14 protein-coding genes and 2 pseudogenes are annotated in these 19,672 nt (G+C 40.5%); 5 read left to right on the top strand and 11 right to left on the bottom strand.

The genetic code is table 11. The features are described 5' to 3' along the window. Nucleotides 1-335 precede the first annotated feature (335 nt). Nucleotides 336-1,813 (top strand): annotated as a pseudogene (locus WKK05_RS03360) (IS66 family transposase). A 538-nt stretch (nucleotides 1,814-2,351) separates the two neighbouring features. On the opposite strand, the gene WKK05_RS03355 reads toward WKK05_RS03360, so the two are convergent. The 5 genes and pseudogenes from WKK05_RS03355 to WKK05_RS03335 form a co-directional block, all read right to left on the bottom strand. Then, nucleotides 2,352-2,726: a hypothetical protein gene (locus WKK05_RS03355; RefSeq protein ID WP_341528395.1), complete on the bottom strand. Its 375-nt coding sequence runs from the start codon at nucleotides 2,724-2,726 to the stop codon at nucleotides 2,352-2,354. A gap of 502 nt (nucleotides 2,727-3,228) precedes the next feature. After that, a complete protein-coding gene (locus WKK05_RS03350) occupies nucleotides 3,229-3,612 on the bottom strand; it encodes a response regulator (RefSeq protein ID WP_341528394.1) in 384 nt (127 codons plus the stop codon). Continuing rightward, entirely contained in the window at nucleotides 3,584-3,706 is a 123-nt protein-coding gene (locus tag WKK05_RS03345) for a hypothetical protein (RefSeq protein ID WP_341528393.1), read from the bottom strand. The genes WKK05_RS03350 and WKK05_RS03345 overlap by 29 nt, the downstream gene beginning before the upstream one ends. Nucleotides 3,707-3,724: 18 nt before the next feature. Further along, on the bottom strand, nucleotides 3,725-7,096 hold the full coding sequence (locus tag WKK05_RS03340) for a response regulator (RefSeq protein ID WP_341528392.1): 3,372 nt from the start codon (nucleotides 7,094-7,096) through the stop codon (nucleotides 3,725-3,727). Nucleotides 7,097-7,720: 624 nt separating this feature from the next. Beyond that, a pseudogene (locus tag WKK05_RS03335) lies at nucleotides 7,721-8,473 on the bottom strand (extracellular solute-binding protein); the annotation flags it as partial. Nucleotides 8,474-8,738: 265 nt separating this feature from the next. Here WKK05_RS03335 and WKK05_RS03330 point away from each other — a divergent pair. Both WKK05_RS03330 and WKK05_RS03325 read left to right on the top strand, forming a co-directional pair. After that, nucleotides 8,739-9,497 carry a YebC/PmpR family DNA-binding transcriptional regulator gene (locus tag WKK05_RS03330; protein WP_341528391.1) on the top strand — a complete coding sequence of 253 codons (759 nt, stop codon included), beginning with the start codon at nucleotides 8,739-8,741 and terminating at the stop codon, nucleotides 9,495-9,497. A 137-nt stretch (nucleotides 9,498-9,634) separates the two neighbouring features. Continuing rightward, nucleotides 9,635-9,913 (top strand): hypothetical protein, encoded by a 279-nt coding sequence (locus tag WKK05_RS03325; RefSeq protein ID WP_341528390.1) that lies wholly within the window; start codon nucleotides 9,635-9,637, stop codon nucleotides 9,911-9,913. Between the two features lie 945 nt (nucleotides 9,914-10,858). Here WKK05_RS03325 and WKK05_RS03320 read toward each other — a convergent pair. Together WKK05_RS03320 and WKK05_RS03315 are read right to left on the bottom strand one after the other, a co-directional pair. Then, nucleotides 10,859-13,519 carry a PAS domain S-box protein gene (locus tag WKK05_RS03320; protein WP_341528389.1) on the bottom strand — a complete coding sequence of 887 codons (2,661 nt, stop codon included), beginning with the start codon at nucleotides 13,517-13,519 and terminating at the stop codon, nucleotides 10,859-10,861. Between the two features lie 33 nt (nucleotides 13,520-13,552). Beyond that, a complete protein-coding gene (locus tag WKK05_RS03315; protein ID WP_341528388.1) occupies nucleotides 13,553-13,930 on the bottom strand; it encodes a DOPA 4,5-dioxygenase family protein in 378 nt (125 codons plus the stop codon). Nucleotides 13,931-14,277: 347 nt separating this feature from the next. On the opposite strand from WKK05_RS03315, the gene WKK05_RS03310 reads away from it, so the two are divergent. After that, nucleotides 14,278-14,775 (top strand): GNAT family N-acetyltransferase, encoded by a 498-nt coding sequence (locus WKK05_RS03310; RefSeq protein WP_341528387.1) that lies wholly within the window; start codon nucleotides 14,278-14,280, stop codon nucleotides 14,773-14,775. Between the two features lie 35 nt (nucleotides 14,776-14,810). On the opposite strand, the gene WKK05_RS03305 is transcribed toward WKK05_RS03310, so the two are convergent. Then, entirely contained in the window at nucleotides 14,811-15,320 is a 510-nt protein-coding gene (locus tag WKK05_RS03305; RefSeq protein WP_341528386.1) for a GNAT family N-acetyltransferase, read from the bottom strand. Nucleotides 15,321-15,873: 553 nt separating this feature from the next. Between WKK05_RS03305 and WKK05_RS03300 the strand changes: the two genes are divergently transcribed. Then, the gene (locus tag WKK05_RS03300) at nucleotides 15,874-16,347 is read left to right on the top strand and encodes a sulfur transferase domain-containing protein (protein ID WP_341528385.1); all 474 of its coding nucleotides are present in this window, start codon (nucleotides 15,874-15,876) and stop codon (nucleotides 16,345-16,347) included. A 343-nt stretch (nucleotides 16,348-16,690) separates the two neighbouring features. Here WKK05_RS03300 and WKK05_RS03295 read toward each other — a convergent pair whose 3' ends face one another. The 3 genes from WKK05_RS03295 to WKK05_RS03285 form a co-directional block, all read right to left on the bottom strand. Next, complete coding sequence (locus WKK05_RS03295) at nucleotides 16,691-17,473, bottom strand: PEP-CTERM sorting domain-containing protein (RefSeq protein ID WP_341528384.1); 783 nt, start codon at nucleotides 17,471-17,473, stop codon at nucleotides 16,691-16,693. A 551-nt stretch (nucleotides 17,474-18,024) separates the two neighbouring features. After that, a complete protein-coding gene (locus WKK05_RS03290; RefSeq protein ID WP_341528383.1) occupies nucleotides 18,025-18,840 on the bottom strand; it encodes a class I SAM-dependent methyltransferase in 816 nt (271 codons plus the stop codon). 30 nt (nucleotides 18,841-18,870) lie between these two features. After that, a complete protein-coding gene (locus WKK05_RS03285) occupies nucleotides 18,871-19,635 on the bottom strand; it encodes a methyltransferase domain-containing protein (protein WP_341528382.1) in 765 nt (254 codons plus the stop codon). Nucleotides 19,636-19,672 lie beyond the last annotated feature (37 nt).

Raw genomic sequence — 19,672 nt, 5'->3', positions numbered from 1 at the left:
GTATCTACTATTTTCCAACATTAGTTGTGGTTTTTGATTATATCTAAAAGTATCCACAACGGACAAAACAAATTTTAGGGATTAGTTACAAGCAGTTATAATCACTGTTAAATTGCGCTATAAATCGTTACAAAGAAATTAAAACTAAACAAGAAAGCCAAAAAATTAGAATCAATGCGTCTGGTGGCGGTCGTCCATAAAAGTTATTAATCCAAGAACAGGTATTGACATTGGTATTTTGAATTTTCACAGATAGAGTAATTATACGTTGGAATGTAAGGATTCAGGTAACAGAGTATTGACAAAGGGGACAGTTGAGGTGGAGTATCACAAATATGAACCAAAACCTGCCTCAAGAAGTAGAGAGAGAAAGTTTGGGCCAGTTATCGAAAGAAGAACTGGTAAACATGATCATTGAGCAGAGCAAGGTAATACGTGAATTACAGCAAGAAATAGAGCGTTTAAAAGTCAGTAGAGAAATAGAGCAGTTCTAATTCGTCCAAACCGCCATCAGGGGACATCCACAAGAAGAGTGAAAACAAAAAAGCACCCCCACAAGAGGAATCAAATCAGCCGAAGAAGAAACCGGGTGGGCAACCAGGACATCAAGGCAAAACCCGTAAGGGATTTGGCAGAGTAGCTCGTTATGAAATTTTACGCCCTGGCAACTGTGTCTGTTGTGGTCACAAAGCATTTGCTCCTCTTGCATTAAAAGTAGAAAAACAGTCAGTAGCGCAATTAGTGGAACATCCCATAGAAATAGTTAAGTACCAACGCCAAACCTGCGTGTGTGAGAGTTGTGGCAATGTACAAGCTGCCCAGTGGCCAGAAGATATCATTCCAGGACAAGATTTAGGGGTGAAATTACAGGCGTTTTTAGGATGGGCAAATAACTATGCACATATGCCCTATGAAAAACAGCAGGAAATGTTGTGGGAACTGGGGCAAATCGATATTGGGCTGGGGACGTTAGTTGCAACCAATGAACGAATAACTGGGGCAATTGAACCGAGCATCACTGAGTTAAGTAGTTGGTTAAAACAGACGCAGCCTAACATTCATGTGGATGAAACACCTTGGTCAGTCAAGGGAGTTAAAGAGTGGCTGTGGGTAGTTGCCAATTCTGAATTCTGCCTATTTACTGCGGCTGATACTCGTTCACGATCCGAGTTAGAAACAATTTTAGGCACTAAATATACAGGCGTACTCAGCAGCGATGATTTTAGCGTTTACAACGGCTATCAAGCTGTTGCTCAACAGAAATGTTTAGCACATCTACGCCGTCACTTCAAGAAATTAATTCAACTTCCAGGTCTTCACAACCAAGTTATTGGTAAAGCATTCGTTAATTTAATTGATGAAGCTTTTAGAAATTACGCTCTTCGGGTTTAAAATTCTTAATTCCAGCCTTTACAACGATTGGGTCAATGAATTCAAATTCAAGTTGCAATCCTCTATTGATCAATGGATTAACTTAGCCGGAGCAAAAGCCGGGCAGCTTTTACGTTCTTTGCGCGATAAAGCTCATCAATGGTGGTATTTCTTAGATAACCCTGAAGTGCCTCCTGATAACAATCAGGCTGAACGAGAGTCCTTCGGACACGCTTCGCGAACGCTGCGTTTAGCTGTCACCAAACGTAAAGTTAGTGGTGGTTCCCGTTCGATGGAGCGGTTTCAACATACTGCTAATTTGCTGACAGTGGTGCAGACTTGTCGCCGTCAAGGTAGGTCTGTCATTGATTTTTTTACACAAGCTCTAATTGCTGATTCTAGTAATTCTCTATCTCGCCCTTCTTTACTTCCTCAATATTAGACCTGAATCCTTACCTATTCATAGCCAGCAAAAAGATTGCAAGAGAAAAATTTTTAATTCAGAACTTACCCAAAATTATGGCGTTTAGATTGTGCAGTGGTATATTTAATCTACTTCAATTCTATCGAATAAGTGTAATTTAACTTTAGAACTTTCCTCAACGTCCGAGATTTGCACATGACCCTTACCCACCATCCTGGTTCACTCGTCGGTTGGAACCGCTTTGCAGCTCCGACAGACTTTCCCCTCAGCCCCGAATGGCACTAAGAAAAGCGTAAATCCTTGGTATTACTAGATGAGAGGGTGTGGGGTTGCAGGTTCGGGTGTAGGGAATTAAGAAGATGTTGAACTTTTTGACGCATTCGCATTCAATTGTCTGGAACACTACACCCAACGCCCTACCCCCAACACCCTGCCCTGACGACGTTTCACCTTTTCTTAGTGCCATTCGGCTGTGAGTGGAATTTCCAGGTACACTCTAGCCCAATCCTTTGACGCTGGTGTGAAAATTTCACAGGAGTAATTTCCCGTTTATTTCTCAGGTTGTCGGTGAGTCTCCTTCAGACAAATTTTCATCTATGCTGATTACCCAGGGTGTACCTTTGTCAACTGGAGGACTAATGCTGATTCTGGCTTTATTAGCAAACTGTTTTAACTTTTGAGTAAATTGGGGAAGAGTTTTCATGATATTGCGATAACTTTTCATATCAGGGCAAATCATGATTAAGCTTAGAATGCCACTCTCAATTCTGAAATACCAATGGCAACTCGATAACAAAATACGTGTCATGCGATCGCACGTTAAATAAAAGCTTTTTTTAGTTGCTTCTTCGAGTTGTCTGAGCAATATTTCACTTATCTGTATCATCCGCTTTGAAGGCAAATCATCTGAAGATAAATATGGCTGACTCATAAAATTAGGTACTGGGGAAGGTGGGGCCCCCTTTGGGGATTAGGGGCGAAGAGGTAATGGGGACTGGGTATTAGGAATAAGAACTAAATTCATTCACAGTTTATAGTACTCAAGTCAAGGTTTTTTGGAACACTGCTGGCTTCTACTATTGCTCTTTTTGGCAGTCCAGAACTCATTTAAAGTCTAAGCAGTAATTTTTAGTTGGGTCAAGATTCACTATTAGGCATAATTAGTTGGTATATTACCCAGGGCTGAGAATGCTTGTCTACCAATCATCAAAGCTGACATTTGTTGCCGAAACTGTATCAATTATATCTTTTTACCAAATAAGTTGGTATAATGGTGTGGCTAACAGGGGACTCAATAAACTTTTTACAAAAATCCGTAATAAGACCAAAAGCAAGAATAGATGCACAGAATTTTTCCTCTACACCCAGTCTCAACGAAAAATATTTTTACGTAAGTCCAAAAAAAATAGACATTTTACCGATTTTTGCTGCTATTATTCGAGATCCCAACCTAGCGCCGTAGCTACCTGACCAGCTAACTCTAACGGGTTAAAAGGTTTGGCGATCGCACTAATCATGCCCATTTGGGCATAGCGGCGACGGTCAGAAGCCTGTACTTTCGCAGTTAACAAAATTACTGGAATAGTTTTCGTAATTGAATTTGTTTGTAGCTGCTCAAAGGCTGCAATGCCATCCATATCTGGCATCATCACATCTAACAAAATCGCATCTGGTTGCCAAGCCTCGGCTTTATTAATGCCCTCTTGACCAGAACTTGCTGTCAGGACTTCCCAGCCTGCGACAGTTTCCAAGCAAATCTTGGTAACTTCTTGAATGTACTGCTCGTTATCAACCACTAGAATTCGCTTTGTTTTCATTAGCACGATCCTCTTGTTGGTTTTGAGTAATTCGCTGAAGTAGCTGCATCACTCGGTGTTCAAATTCTTGGGTTGTGACTCGTCCTTTAGTCAAAAATTCTGTATGTTCTAATTAGAGTCCTAGTATTGGCAGCGTAAAGTAAAAATTGCTACCTTTGCCCAAGAGACTTTCCACCCAGATGTGTCCGCCGTGCTGCTGCACAATGCTCTTGCAAATTGCCAAACCTAAACCCGTGCCATCATGGTTGCGCGAATCTGATGAATCAACCTGTTGAAATCGCTCAAAGATACTCTCAAGTTTATCAGTTGGGATGCCACGTCCAGTATCTTGGACTGTGAATAGAACTTGATCTGCTTGTTGTTGCGCCATCAGCCAAACCGTAGATCCAGCAGACGAAAATTTAATCGCGTTACTTAGCAGATTAGTCAGGGTTTGAACAATGCGATCTGGATCTACACATAATTGCATTGATAAGGTGGAAATGGATAGTGTTACTCCCGCTTTGTCGGCAAGGGGCTGCATCACATTGACTGCTTGAGCGATTAAGTCAGCAATATTGCAGATTTCAGGTTGCATCTTCGCCTTACCAGACTCAATCCGCTCAATGTCTAGAATGTCGTTGATTAAGCGTACTAGGCGCTCAGTGCTATCGGTGGCAATTTGTAGCAGCCGTTTTCCCTGCTCCGAGTCTGTCGGTAGCAAACCGCTTGTTAGCATTCCTAGAGAACCGTGAATTGAAGTTAAGGGTGTGCGGAGTTCATGACTAACAACAGAAACAAACTCATCTTTCATGCGTTCGATTAGCTTGCGGTCTGTAATATCTCGTAAGATTACAGTATAAAAAATTTCTTCATTAATCTCTAATTTAGAGATGGAAGCCTCTGCCGGAAATTCACTACCATCCTTACGGCGACCATATATTTCTTGACGTTCTCCCATTCTACGGGCAGGGCTGGGAGATTTGCTAAAGTCAACGACATGGTGACGATGTGCCTCGGCGAAGCGTAGCGGTAAAAGTAAGTCAAGACCTTTTCCAATAACTTCTGGGGCAGAGTAGCCAAAAATCTTCTCTGCGCCTTGGTTAAATAAGGTGATACGTTGCAATCCATCAATGGAAATAATCGCATCATCAGCAATATCTAAAATTCTGGCAAATCGAGCCTGAGAAAACCGTAGTTCTTCTTGTGTGCGCTGACGCTCATCAAGTTCTAACTGTAACTGTTGATTAACGGTAATTAGCTCGGCGGTGCGCTCTGCTACTCTAAGTTCTAGTTGACTATTGGCTCTGTGCAACGCTGCTTCTGTTTGCTTACGTTTAGTGATGTCACGGGCAACAACTTGTACTGCGGGGTTCCCGTGGTAATTGAAAGGAGCTGCAACAATTTCTAAATCAATCACAGTGCCATCTAGCCGCAGGAACTGTTGCTCATTTAAGGGAATTGCTTGATTGGTTTCTCTAATATATTGAAGGCGATCGCTAAATGCTGCTTGCGAGTTGGGATAAACTAAGTCAAGTACTTTTTTGCCTAATAATTGATTAGGGTGAGTTGCCCCCAATAGTTCCACTGCGGTACTGTTTAAAAAGACAAACTTGCCATCACTTGCAATAAAAATTACCTCTGGGCAAAGTTCTACCAGTTGTTGGTAGCTAGCTTTGCTCTCTTTAAGTGCGGTTTCAGCTAATTGGCGATCGCGTTGATTGCGGAATGCTACAATCCCATAAATCTCAAGCATCCGATTTAGCCGACAAATTTCGGCTTCTGCATCCAAAATGGTTCGGCAGTTAGAAGATGAGAGCGCTGAGGGAAAAACTTCTTCAATAATTCCCCCTTGTCCTCCTTGTCCCCCTTGCTCCCTGCCCCCTTGCCCACTGTCCCCCTGCTCTCCTCTCAACCTCTCGCGTGTTTGCGTTATCCGTTGCCGCAATTTTATCCGTTCTAAACGATTAAGGATTCTGGTTACCAGTTCTGGCCCTATGATGGGCTTGCTAACAAAATCATCAGCACCCACGCTAAACACTTGATTGACAATTTCGGCATCACTATGAACGGTGAGAAACAGGATAGGCAACTCACTCCAATGTGAATTGTTGCGTACTAACTTGCAAAGTTCTATACCGTTTGTGTAAGGCAATTCCACATCTAGAATCAGCAGGTCTGGCGTTACAGTCTCTAAGGTTTCCCAAAACTGGCGCGGGTCTTCAAGAGCGATCGCCTTAAATCCCCAAGGCTGGAGTAATATTTGCAACAATGCCTGGATTTTGGGATCATCGTCCACAATTAATATTTTGGCTTCTGCATAAGGGGCATTGGGCAATTCTTCAGCAGTTGGTTGTGCAGATATTGCCGCAACGTTGCTTTCTCCTTCAATTTCCTGACGTAATAGCTTTACCCAACTTTCAAAATTGACAAGATTAGATGGACTCAAAGTTTTATTAGAATTCAGCAGATGCTCGATTTTACGTGCCAATTTCGAAGCAAGCCCAAAGCCAAAAGTACCTAAAGACCCCGCTAATGTATGCGCCTCTTGGGTTGCTTGCAAACGTAATTCGGGATTTAAAGTCTTTTGATTTAAAGCTACAACGGCTTGCTCCAGAACGCTGACTTGATCCCCTACCCGCCCTTTAAATCGTTGCCAAATATCGCTAACTGCTGCTAGTGTTTGCTGCTGCTCTAATTTAAGATTTGGGACTGTAGATTTTAGATCATTTAATTCCTTGCCCCCCTGCCCCTCTGCTCTCCCGGTTGCTGAGCGCAGTCGTTGGCGCAGCCTCTCGTAGAGAAGTATGCTCCCCTGCTCCCCTTCCTCTTCTAATGGTTTTAAGCGATAGCCAATACCATAAACTGTTTCAATTAAATCACTAGAAATTCCGACAGCTTTTAGTTTTTGTCGTAACCCTTTAATATGAGTGCGAACGGCTTCTTCTCCGGGAGTATCATCATAAGACCAAAGATGTTCCAAAATTACGCCGCAGCTAAACACCCGGCGACTATTTCGTAAGAATAGTTCCAACAGTGCATATTCTTTTGGGGTAAGTGATAGCAGATTGCCTGCGTAGGTAACTTCACAGCTACTAGGGTCTAAGCGTAAACCAGCCCACTCCAGCACAGGTTGCGAGGTTACGCCTGGGCGACGCAATAGCGCCCGAACACGCGCAACTAATTCCTCTTCTTCAAAGGGTTTAACTACATAATCATCTGCACCTGCATCTAGCCCGATCGCTTTATCATGACTACTATCACGCCCTGTCAATAAAAGAATTGGTACTTGCAGACCATTAGACCTGATTTTTCGACAAAGACTTATGCCATCTAGCTTTGGCAGGATTACATCCAGGAGTATTAAATCATATGTATAGGTTTGGATTAAATCCCAAGCTGTATCACCATCAGCCGCTATTTCAACTGCATAGTTTTGGTTAGTTAGAACGGCGGTGAGTACATAGGCATTTAACTCGTCATCTTCTACAACTAAAATCTTCATATCAAAAGCTTTCCCAGGGTTAATATTTATAACAGATGTTTAACAAAAAATTTAAATTGCAAAACTAATTAATATTAATTCTCAATTGTAAAACATCTTCCAAAAGATATATTATTGCGGTTTGATTTTATTTAATTAATATCAATATTTATTAATTCAAAAATAGACATTAGCCAAATTAGAATGTTTATGCTTATTTACTACTCGTTCGTACAGATTAAAGGAAATCTTGTCGGTGCTAGCTTTATTTTCCACTTTACATTTTGTAACTGAATAATAAACTTAGAGGTAATAACTTTAACAAGAACTTTTGCTATCAAAAAGCTAAAATTTGCGGTGGTGTGTTAAGAAGGAGTTCGCTAAGAATAAATAAGTGTTTGTATCCTATATTATAACTTTATAGCAATTCTCGTTTGAATGAGATAAACAGGTAGGATAAAACATCTGTGCGTCCTGGATTCATCTGTAGTTAAGGATTTTTGGCGTTGCTGAATCAGAATATGAAATGCCAAAATTAGCTTTCTTTTTCTTTGTACCTTGACGCCTACCCTACGGGTTCCGTCTTAGCGGTCTTAGTACCATTCGGTAATGACTTAATTACGAGCGTTAATTATGCAAAAATAATCATTTAAAAATTACATCTAAACACTGCTGGGTTGATTTGAGTGCGTCTGCTGGCGTCCTTTTACTCAATAACATAGATTCAATAGCTCCACCTAAAGTTACTGAAACGCGATTATAACCTGGAAAGATAGGACGCGATCGCCCATATTTTGCCTGCTCTAAGAATACCTGGACTTGGGGAATTTCCTGAACAAATTCTTGATATTTTGCACTTTGTCGGGACTTCAGATTGACAGGTAAATAGCCAGTTCCCCGCGCTAATTCTGTCTGAAATTCTTGGCTTAAAGCATATTCAGCAAACTTAAATGCTGCTTGTTCCCGTTTCGGTGTGGTTTTAAAAAAGAAGACATTTTCACCACCAATACTAGTAGCAGGTTTTTGCCCAACGGGAATCGGAAAAACATCAAAATCAACACCAGTTGCGCGAAATTCCCCCAAAGTCCAAGGGCCATTTAATTGCATCGCCACTTTACCAGCGAATAAGTCGGCTGTTTCATAACCCCGTTCTGGCCCTGATAAAACAGCAGAACCATTATTAATTAAATCGCGCCAGAATTGTAAAGCTGCGATCGCTCCTTGATTATCTTTCAAATCCACCCCGGCTGAATCCTGTGAGTTTCTACTCACCAAGTCACCACCAGCGCTCTGCATGAACGGTAACCAAGTGAATCCTGTAAATTCTCCCTTCCCCGAAGGTAAAAACATCCCATGTTGATCAATCTGTCCATCGCCATTGGAGCGTAATACTTTTTTTCTTTTTCGCTTGGCGTGACGGGATGACGAAAAAAACTTGGGCATGACGTAAATTAAAATGATTAATAAATTCTCGGAATTTCACCACCACAACTTTGACACCTTGTGTCAGCATTGCACAATTATCTTTAGTCAAGTTTTTGAAGATTGGGAATTGTAGGATAAGGGAAAAGCCGCTCAGTAAGAGCGAAAATATAGGTAGGGATTCTTGCCCTAACCGATTTGACTGTTGACTTCACCAAGGGAATTTTGATAATTTCAGATTATGGCAGGACATAGTAAATGGGCAAATATTAAGCGCCAAAAGGCAGTAGTGGATGCAAAAAAGGGAAAAACCTTTACCCAGCTGTCGCGGGCAATTATTTTGGCAGCGAGAGGCGGTGTCCCAGATCCAGCGCTTAATTTTCAACTCCGCACCGCAGTTGATAAGGCCAAGGCTGCGGGTATTCCAAATGACAATATTGAACGAGCGATCGCTAAAGGTGCAGGTACTTCTGGCGGCGATAACTCTAGCCTAGAAGCTATTCGTTATGAAGGTTACGGCCCTGGTGGTGTCGCAATTTTGATTGAAGCCCTCACCGATAATCGCAATCGCACTGCTGCTGACTTACGTGTAGCTTTTAGTAAAAACGGTGGTAATCTCGGTGAAACAGGTTGCGTTAGCTGGATGTTTGACCAAAAAGGCGTTTGTGTAGTCCAGAATGTGGTTGATGAAGAACAGCTTTTAGAAGCATCCCTTGAGGGTGGTGCTGAGTCTTATGAAATGACTGAAGATGAGACTGCTGAGATATTTACCGAAATAGCAAATTTAGAAACCCTTAGTCAAACATTAAAAGACAAAGGCTTTGAGATAACTGATGCCGAATTACGCTGGATTTCCGGTAATAACGTGGAAGTCACCGATCCAGATCAAGCGCGATCGCTCCTCAAGTTAATTGACACCCTAGAAGGCTTAGATGATGTCCAAAATGTTACATCTAATTTTGAAATGGCAGAGCATCTAATGGCAACAAATATCGTCTAGCAAGGTATTTATCTAAAGTCAAATATTTCAGAATAGAAATTATTAAAAAAACACACGTAAGATTCACACAAATTACAAACCAGTGACATACGGCTATTAGATAGTTAAGCAGTTGCTTCCTTAATAAGGAGTTTTAAATGAATAAATTCGCTAAAGCCTTACTTTTGGCTATCATGTTCACTGTCCCTATAGCCGTTTTTGCGCCTAACGTTCAAGCCAAGACTACTTCTGCAACTCCCACAATGGCTAAAGTAGTTAAATCCAAAACTCTCAAACGGAAGCATCATTTTCGTAAGCACAGACATAGACTTACTAGCAATAAATCCGCAGCTACAAAGACAGCAGTTAAAAAACATATTGCTAGAAAATCTGTAGCTAAAACACCCGCAGCTACAACAATCACTCCACATAATTAGTTAATGTAACCTTTAGCTAGGTTATATCTTAAGCAAATATAATTTTTGCTCCTGTATTTGAAGAAAATTTAATTTCATTCAGCCTTACTATCATTAAATGTAAGGCTTTTTATTTTTAATCGGATAAAAAAAGCTTTATTAACTGATACCAAATTGAGGCAACCTACACCAGTTTTAATTTTTAGCCTTAGCTAAACTATATTACCTTATATAAGGTAACAAATAATACCAGCTCTTTTGTAGAAAAGCAACACATCGTTCTTATTAACGCTTAAACGCGATTCCTTGCTTGATTGAAGCTTCGGCTACCTCCCTACGGGACGCTACGCGAACGGCTGCGCTCAGCTTCAACACTGAGCGCAGCCGAAGTGTTGAATTTATCGTCATTAGTAAAAGTACATTTGTCTAGACTAGTTAGTACCAGTAAAAAAACTGTCATAGTTTGAATGAAGTAAGCAATCACTTAAGAAATATCTTGAAAAGAGCGATGTAATAATTTTTCAGAACAAAAGTATTAAATGCTACTCAAAAGCAAAGTCTGGTACGTTATCAGAAACACCAAAAATGAGAGATACAGCATAATTCAGTATGAATTGGAGTCCGAGTGGCAGATAAATATGCTCTTTTTAGTCCTCCACTAATTGATTCTGAATTCTGCATTCTAGATTCTGTATTCTTTTTTCAGACTTTGCCCTCTTAGTGAGTCACAGTTAATATTTTTAGATTTTATGCTCAAAATAGCAGTAATTTTCTTCGTAGTGTTCTCTATTTTTTATATTCTAGTTTTCAAGGATGCTGAAACATCTATTGTTTATATGCTAGGGGCAATAGTTTGTGCGCTATTATCAATAAATAATAAACTGCCACCTAAAAATTAACTTAGTTTTCATTTTATTTACTGCTTGTTTTGATTACTTGAAGTGGTCATAGTACAATGCTTGATCATCAAATGACAACTTTCCCCCTACACCCATCTAATGGTAAAGTAACTGCACAAGTTGTACCAATTCCTATATCAGAAAAGATATTGATATAACCTTGGTGTAAGTCTACACATTTTTTAACTACAACCAATCCCAATCCTGTACCAGGAATGCTTTTGACATTTTTGCCACGGTGGAACGGCTCGAAAAGCTGCTTTTGATCTGCTAGCGGAATTCCAATACCCTGATCTTGAACCTGGAGAACTACTGTATCTGATTTAAACTCCAGAGACAAATGAACAGTGCCTCCTTGAGGAGAATACTTAATAGCATTTAACAGTAAATTAGATAAAAGAGAACGCAATAATCTTTCATCCATGCAAGCAGGAACAGCTTTTCCCTGGCAAGCAAATGTAAGTGTATGCTTCTCATCTGTACTCAGGCGTATTTCTTCTACACAAGATGCACACAATACTTCTAAATTTAGCAATTTAGGATTAAATTCTAGTTTTCCAGTTTCAGCACGATTGATGGTTAAAATATCATCTAACATTTGAACTAGATTTTTTACAGACAGTTGAATTCGCTGCAAGTTTCTCAGCCGTTTAGAAGAGTTATCCCATTCATCTTGACAGTTTTCTAACAATTGGGCAGCTGCTAAAGCAGTACTAAGAGGAGTACGGAATTCGTGAGATGCCATTGAAAAAAAACGTGTTTTGAGAGCGCTGAGTTCTCTTTCACGCTCTAATGCCATGCGAATTTCATCTAGGCGTTTGCGTTCTGTGATATCGCGACAGTTAACCATAATTCTAGTATCTGCTGCATTATCTAAAAACCTTTGACTAATAGCTTCTAACATACGCCACGAGCCATCTTTATGGCGACAGCGGAACTCTATCGGAGCAGTAACTTCTGAACTTTGAATGGCATGAGTAAAGCTATAGTAAGTATTAGCAAAATCATCTGGATGAATGTAATCTAATAAGTTTTTGCCAATTAATTCTGTTGCAGGATAACCTAAAACTTTTTCTACGGAAGGACTTTCATAACGAATGCAACCATCCACATCTAAAATTTTGACAATATCTAATGCATTTTCAATTAAAGAGCGGAAGCGCTCCTCGCTTTGACGTAATGCCTGTTCAGCTTGCTTGCGCTCTGTAATATCACGTTGTATCGATATCCAGTGAGTATACCAGCCACTTTGATCAGAAACGGGTACAATACTAAATTCATTCCAGAATTCGGAGCCATCTTTGCGGTAATTAATTAGTTGAACAGTGACTGATTCCCAACGAGAAAGCGCAGCCCAGACTTTATTTAATTCAGCCCGACTTGTCTTCGCTCCTTGCAGGATACGAGGCGTTTTACCCAAAACTTCTTCTAAGCTATAACCCGTAATTCGGGTGAATGCCTCATTAACATAAATAATATGTGGGCCTGGCTCGCCAATCGGTTCTGCTTCAGTGATAACTACAGCATCGTTTGTATTTACAACCACAGATTGTAAAAGCCGAACTTGTTCTTCTTGCTTCTTTTGGTGTGTGATGTCAGCAATCACTGCTACCATGCCGTTGATATTATCGTCGCTATCATGCAATGGTGCAGCAGAGAATATGATGTCGATAAAACTGCAATTTTTCTTCCGACATCGTAATTCTATTGTGGTGTATGTTGTTCCTTGCAATATGCTCTGCTGAAGGGTGTTATATTCTTCTAGTTGGTCATCTAAAAAAATCGGATTCGGACGGTCAATTACCTCTGTTTCTAGCCAGCCAAACATCCTTTCAGCAGCAGGATTCCAGATTTTAATATTACCTTCTAAATCAAGTGTGAAAATGGCGCGGGGAGAGGCAGTAATTAGAGCTTGTAGGGCGGCTTGTGTGCGCTGACGTTCAGCAATTTCTGCTCGTAGAGAAACATTGGCTTTAGCTAATTCTTGAGTACGCTGTTGGACACGGATTTCTAATTCAGCGTTGAGTTTTTGTAGTTGTTTATAAAGTTCTGATTGTTGGATAGCGATCGCAACTTGAGTTGCGAGTTGTTTCATCAACTCAACTTCCCAAGATTCCCATTTGCGGGGGTAACTGCACTGATGGGCAATCAATAATCCCCAAAGATAAGGCTCGCAAGGAAGTGTTTCGCTATTTCGTTGCTGATCTGCTTCCCGGTTTTCTTGCAAAATTGGCACTACCAACTTTGCTTTGACACCAAACTGTTTAACGAAGTCTGCCAGACATAGTTCGACATCTGCTTGCTCAACGTTAGCGATCGCACGGGTTTTTCCCAATGAATATGCTTGATGATATTCTTTAGGAAACACTTCTGCTGGAAAAGTTTCTCCTAAAATTTTTGTATACTCAGGTAAAACTGTTTCTGTAATTGCACTACCTGTACCATCCTCCCAGAGGCGATAAATTAGCACCCTGTCTGCCTGGAGAAACTCTCGGACTTCTGCAACAGTGGTAGTCAGAACCTCATCTAAATCCAAAGACTCACGGATATGTTGAGCAATCTGGTTTACCAATCGCTCTCGTTCAGTTTGTTGCCGCAGCACCACTTCTGCCCGTTGCCGTTTAGTCACTTCCTGATGCAGAAGATAGTAAATTGCTACTAGGGTAATAATGCCAAAGCCGACACCGATAGGGACGAGATTGATAATGCTAAAATCTGGCGTGGGCATGGGGATAAGATATGAAAGAAATAAGAATCTGCGTTATGAAACTTCAGAACTTGTTCTAGCTTGCACGTATTTTTTCAAACGCTCAATATTTAAATCTAACTTTTCTCCTAACCACAGGGAATGATCTGTGTGGTCTACGACTTCATCCCCCGTTTCAGGATGAACTAAGACATCCAACCCCCCACGATTGAGCATTAACCATGAAACGACATTAGCAAATTGATTCGGTAAGAAGGCTAATTGATACATAGCTTTAGGGTGTGGGCCAACAGGGTTATCATGCCAACTCCCAAGCTGCACCTCAAATCTAGCGCCTAATTCTTCGCGGACATGGGCTGCCACACCACGACTAGCAGCATCATAGTAAATATGAGCATGAAAACCTTTAATCTCGATATTATTTTCTCTCATTGCACTCAAGTCCACTCGCTTTTAACTCTAATTTAGCTGCTTGCTTAATCCTATTTAATCACTCTCGTTGGAATAAAATAGGAAACGCTTGTCTAAATAGTATTTTACTCATCGACACTCGTTTTTTGTCTCCATCAGTAGCATCGGCTTGCGACGGTATACTACTTCCTAGCGGCTTGCCCCCACTAATAGCGAGTCCGCGTATCGCTAAAGCGAAAGCTCCGCGTTAGCGGAGCTTTTGCAATTTTTAATTTTACATTTTTAATTTTTAATTGATTTGACTCTGTTATTCTTTTAAAAGAAAAGTTCTTTCTTAGAAGTGTTTACCCTACTTAAGTCAAGACTGTATGTATCTCGATGATGTCGTGATTGAACGTGCTAGTCTCTCTGATGTTGACGGAATTCTGAAGTTAAGCGAAGCGAATGACGCTGAACATGGCGGTATGTTATTAGGTCGTCTTGAGCGTGAAGCAGTGGTGATGACTATCTCCGACTTGCCGAGCGTTGTTGCACGCAAAGATAGACAAGTAGTAGGATTCTTGCTGAGTTGGCAAAAGACGGCTGCAAAGCTACCAACTGTGAGGGCAATGTTACAAGTCTATCCAGGGACTAAAGATGCTTATTTATATGGGCCTATATGCGTAGACGAAACTATGCGAGGGCGAGGTATTGCTGGGGCAATGTTTGCAAAGTTGCGGAATCTTTTGCCTGAGCGTGAAGGAATACTATTTATCAAAGCGAACAACGAGCCATCACTTCAGGCCCATCGTAAGATGGGTATGTGCAAGGTAGCAGAGTTCACTGCTCAAGGCACTGACTTCTTGGTGTTTGCGTATAATGGATAAATTATGAATTTTATACGTTCCATATTCATTGAGTATTAAATTGGAATAGATTGGAAGTCTGTAGCTAATGTCTTACTCATTTTAGTAACTGGAACAATAATGCCACTTCTTAAATGATGAGGCGCTCTTTTAATGGCACTAAATCCTAATCGTAAATAAAAACCTTCAGCGTAAAGACTAGCGGTTGTAATCACCTTATCTATACCGCGATCGCTCGCTTCGTTGCAAAAATGTCTTACTAGAGCGCGTCCTATTCCTTTACCTTGATATTTAGGATGGACATATAGCCCAATAAGTTCATCAACAATGTAACTTGTAAATCCTGTGACTACATCACGCTCGACAGCAATCCAGAAACTTTCAAGTTTCATACTCTTCAAGATATTTGAACCATCAGGCTTTTCACGGTAATTACGCCAAGCTAGGAGTTCTTTTTCAGTGTAAAAGGTTGCAGGCAGGGCTTTTATAGCAGCAATATGAATTGCATTTATCACCAACGCATCTGTTGTTTCTGCCGGTCGAAGAGATATTTCGTTAGCGCTCATAGTTTCTGGGCTGGCATTCAAATGATATGCTCATTTGACTTTCTGGTATAAGAATATCAATTTTAGTGGACAGGGTAATAGTTGAATTAACTTGCATCACCGATAACCTCTTTAAAGAGGTTATAAGTAGTTTACAAACTTGATAATAAGCCTCTATCTGAACTATTTTACTTGATACTAGTGGTTTGCAATTGGGTAATTACTTGTTGGACAATCTGCCGCCTTGTTTCCTGAAGCTTTTGGCTAGCAGTTGTCACCCGAGCAAGAGATGTACGTCCTTATCAACAAATGATTATCTGAAATATAAACTACTGTAATCCTATCGAAAAAATGTATAATTTGTTTTAATCACCTAAAAGTCTATCGACAAACCGTATATTATTAGATAAGCAATAAAATAGTGAACCTCCAAAAAAGGCAATTTCAGGATAAATAAATTGAAATATTCTGATTTTTGTCGAATATTGCTTTGTTTATTTAAATAACTTGTCAAAGCTTGCTTACTAGAGCATTTATCAAGTTGGAAGAGATTAGAGAGCCAAAAGGAGTAAATGTGATCAACGCAATTAGGATTAATGAAAACTTGACAACAACAGGACAAGTCATACCACAACAGATTAAGCAAGCTATCCAAGAAGGTTTTAAGTCAGTTCTGAATCTGCGATCGCCAGATGAACTAGGGTTTTCTAAGGATGAGCAACAGGTGGTAGAAACCTTGGGGCTGTACTACGTCAATGCCCCGCTGAAACTAGAAGACTTGAGTGAGGAGTCGATCAGCAACATTCTTATGATACTTGAAGAGATACCTAAACCAGCTATTGTGCATTGTGCAGCAGGTATGCGCTCAACAGGAATTGCCTTGTTGAGTATAGCCATTCAAGAAGGATTAACACCAGAGCAAACCTTAGCAAAGGCTCGGAAACTAGGCTTTGGGTTCTTTGAACACACTGGCGTTAATCCCCGGCTGAGGCAATTATTTGTAGATTACGTTAACAAACACGCAAAGGTAGCTGTGCCTACTCATTGAAACAACTGTAGGCAGCTACTACTGATTTTTTGACTCGAATAACAGAGTGTGCTTTCGCTTTGGACACCATTAGTATCAACTTAAGCCTGGTGAATAAAATTATATTCGCCAGGGCTTGGTAGAAAATCTTATAGATCCTTCAGATGACTAGTACCGCTACGCGAAATTCGTAATTCGTAATTCGTAATTAAGTTTTCACAAAGGTTTCAGGTATTCTCAATGGATGGTTTATTTACGCCGTGCTGTACTAGTAGATAAAAAACGAGTTGGAATCACAATTGTAGTTCCAACCTCAACTTTGAACAAATCTCAGTGGCGGCTAAAAACCTTCGACAGTTCAAAACTATGCAGACTTGCTAGCCTGTTGACGACGTGACATTGCTATTGCTCCAGCTACTAAACCGATACCTACTAAAGTTGTTGGCTCTGGTACTGATGTTGGCCCTCCGTTGGAGATAGTACCCCCTAACAATTTGTCACTTGCACCAGAAAAACCAGGCCCACTCACCTGTTGAAAACGAGCTGCTGCCCGTAGCGTGCCAGACTGAAATCCATTTAGGAATGCGCTTTCAAGATTGGCAGCATTGAGGTTACTACCACTTAGAGTAAAGCTAACATTAGTAAATTGACCTGCTGTTACACCTGTCTGGGGATTACCACCAGTAAAGTTTCCTGTACCTGAAGAGCGAATACCAACGTCAAATGTACCAAAGGGTTCTAGTTTCGCTTCACCCTGTACAGTAGCAGATGTTAAAGATTGATCGCCGTAAAGCTGTGTAAAGGTACTTGATAGTGGACTGTAGGTGAATGAACTGATGTTATTTAGTAGATCAAATCCAAAGCCAACTAAAGTTGCTTGAGTTGCTCCTTTACCAAAAGAAGGAATTTGACCAGTAGTATTTACGAGATTCAGATTAAGCAAAACTTTATTCGGATCAATCTGAGAAAAACTGAAATCTACTTTAGCAGAGGCACCAGTGGCAGGGTTGTTAGAAGACAAACTAGTTGAATCAAAAGAGATACTGAAGGCTTGAGCCGAGCTTGATAACATCACAGAAGATGCAAATGCAACACTTGCAGCAGCTAATAAAGAGGACTTTTGTAAACTAAAAAAATTGTTTTGCATATCGTTAATAAGCTCTATAGATTAGTGAGTCTTTTAAGCAATGAATTCCAAGACTTTATTTCTCACATTTTCAATAATATTTCCCTAATCAGTTGATTAGGGAGTAAAACTCAGTATTTTTATGGAATCTTGTTCTTAAATTTGTAAAGTAGGAAAAACTACCGAACTTATAACTTATCAATATATTTTATTTCAGGATAACTTCATTTAAATACTTAGATTATGAAGTTATAACGAATGAAAAAACGTAGATATGTAAAACTTTAATAATTCCACCAAATTGAAGCGAAAGTACAGCGCAAAGTAAGTCGGCGAGAAAAATTAAATGTCTATAAATTTGATATAGATGTAGTTAAAAATTCTATGTGCGGCGCTTGGCGACAACGTACCCTACAAATGTATATTTTATTCTCTGGAAGTCCCTTACCCAAGTTTCGCTTCATATCCCATTTTTTCACTGTTGTAATCTCAATCAAATAGAGGTAGGTAAAAGCCAATGCATTTGCCTACCACTCAAATTAAGTAGTTAAAGCGTCCTCAACCCAACTGGTTCAAGCCCACTTACGTACTACAACAATCTTGAACTGGCGTTCTTGGGGCAAGATGTAGTCTAGTGAACCGTAGCGTTGCAAAGACCACTCCCGCAAGTCTTTCACAGCACGAGTAAAAATATCATCAGGGATAGCCCAAGCTGCACTTTGGATTTTGTTTTCTTGGTTTTCTAACAATTTGCCTACAGTGTCTTCAACTTGCCATTGGGCAGCAATTTGGATTTCAAAAGTCGCGCCTTGTGCTTGCAACTCTGTTAATACCTCTTCTTCACTCGCGCCGTAGCGTGGTAGAGGATGACCGTAACCATCCAAAATAGCTCTCCAATGCTCAATAAATTCCAACCTTTGTAAATTAAAATCTGAATCAGCACTAGTAGAGTTAGCCTGACCGTGAGTGTAGAGCAGAATACCACCAGGCTTGAGAACCCGCCGAATTTCAGCTAAAGCTTGCTTCCAAGCAGAAATCAAGTGAAACACATGAACTGTCAATGCCACATCGAAAGAATTATCATCAAACGGTAAAGAAGTAGCATCCGCTTTAATTGCTGTCAGCCGATGGGATACACCTTCTAGCTTGCGGTGTAACTCAGCTAGCATCTTTTCAGAAACATCTACACCAGTGTATGAATAGCCTCTTTTAGCAATTGGTACAGCTATTCTGCCAGTACCAATACCCGTTTCATAGAATTTAGTATCTGGTGTAGGTGAAACTAACTTAATGATAAAGTCAGTTACTTGTTCAGAGATACCGGGCGGTAATCCTCGCGTTGCATCGTAAATATCAGAAACTCGGTCAAATGAAATTGTTGTAGTCATAAATCTCTCCTTGAGAGTTAATTGGAAATTTTAAATACGCCCCCACATTAAGATGCGTTTGTAGGGAAAAAAGAACGGACGCTCATCTTCTAGCAAGTCAAACAATTTCTCTCGATACCGTTCTACAAATCGCTCATAGGTTTGGGCATCCAGTTGCGACTCATATGCTGTTAGCAGGGTTCCGCGATACCACTCCACTACGGCTTCTCGTGATGGCAGCACATGACCATAAATTTGCAGCTTTACTTCTTGCTTCACAAAGCCCAATTTATAAAGCAATCTAGCGTAGGCTTCTGGAGAAAGGACTTCTAAACGCCGCACATATCCCCTCAATTCCTGACTAAATTCCTTTGCAGTCTCAACTGCTATCTTATGGACTGGCTCATTGTCCATTGTTGGTACTTGTACAGCAAGCTGCCCTCCAGGTCGTAGTTTTGTCCGTAACTTCTCAAATAACACTTCATGTCCCGTTAACCACTGCAATGCGGCATTAGAAAACACTACATCAAACAGCCCTTCTCCCGGATTCTCCTCAATTTGTCTTTGCTCAAACTTTAGTCCATCACCCTCAAACTCACGAGCCTTTTGCAGCATTTTCTCGGAAGCATCTACTCCCAAGGTCTCTTGTGCTGCTAAGGTTTCATGCAGATACTTCGTTAACTTTCCCGTTCCACATCCTAAATCCAGAACTCTTAAGTTTTCTTGCCGATGTATCATGTTTACCAAGTCGTAGAACGGGCGACTTCTTTCGGCTTGAAATTGTTCATATAGTTCTGGATTCCATTTATCTGGCATTTTGACACCCTATTTTTGATATAGACGAAAAAACGAT

Source organism: Nostoc sp. UHCC 0302 (assembly GCF_038096175.1).
Taxonomy (GTDB): Bacteria; Cyanobacteriota; Cyanobacteriia; order Cyanobacteriales; family Nostocaceae; genus UHCC-0302.
This window is presented reverse-complemented; position numbering and strand designations above follow the sequence as displayed.

Bases quoted from the DNA above. Each gene is read 5' to 3' on its own strand.
- WKK05_RS03355 (WP_341528395.1), bottom strand. From the start codon at position 2,726: ATGAGTCAGCCATATTTATCTTCAGATGATTTGCCTTCAAAGCGGATG.
- WKK05_RS03350 (WP_341528394.1), bottom strand. From the start codon at position 3,612: ATGAAAACAAAGCGAATTCTAGTGGTTGATAACGAGCAGTACATTCAA.
- WKK05_RS03340 (WP_341528392.1), bottom strand. From the start codon at position 7,096: ATGAAGATTTTAGTTGTAGAAGATGACGAGTTAAATGCCTATGTACTC.
- WKK05_RS03330 (WP_341528391.1), top strand. From the start codon at position 8,739: ATGGCAGGACATAGTAAATGGGCAAATATTAAGCGCCAAAAGGCAGTA.
- WKK05_RS03325 (WP_341528390.1), top strand. From the start codon at position 9,635: ATGAATAAATTCGCTAAAGCCTTACTTTTGGCTATCATGTTCACTGTC.
- WKK05_RS03320 (WP_341528389.1), bottom strand. From the start codon at position 13,519: ATGCCCACGCCAGATTTTAGCATTATCAATCTCGTCCCTATCGGTGTC.
- WKK05_RS03315 (WP_341528388.1), bottom strand. From the start codon at position 13,930: ATGAGAGAAAATAATATCGAGATTAAAGGTTTTCATGCTCATATTTAC.
- WKK05_RS03310 (WP_341528387.1), top strand. From the start codon at position 14,278: ATGTATCTCGATGATGTCGTGATTGAACGTGCTAGTCTCTCTGATGTT.
- WKK05_RS03305 (WP_341528386.1), bottom strand. From the start codon at position 15,320: ATGAGCGCTAACGAAATATCTCTTCGACCGGCAGAAACAACAGATGCG.
- WKK05_RS03295 (WP_341528384.1), bottom strand. From the start codon at position 17,473: ATGCAAAACAATTTTTTTAGTTTACAAAAGTCCTCTTTATTAGCTGCT.
- WKK05_RS03290 (WP_341528383.1), bottom strand. From the start codon at position 18,840: ATGACTACAACAATTTCATTTGACCGAGTTTCTGATATTTACGATGCA.
- WKK05_RS03285 (WP_341528382.1), bottom strand. From the start codon at position 19,635: ATGCCAGATAAATGGAATCCAGAACTATATGAACAATTTCAAGCCGAA.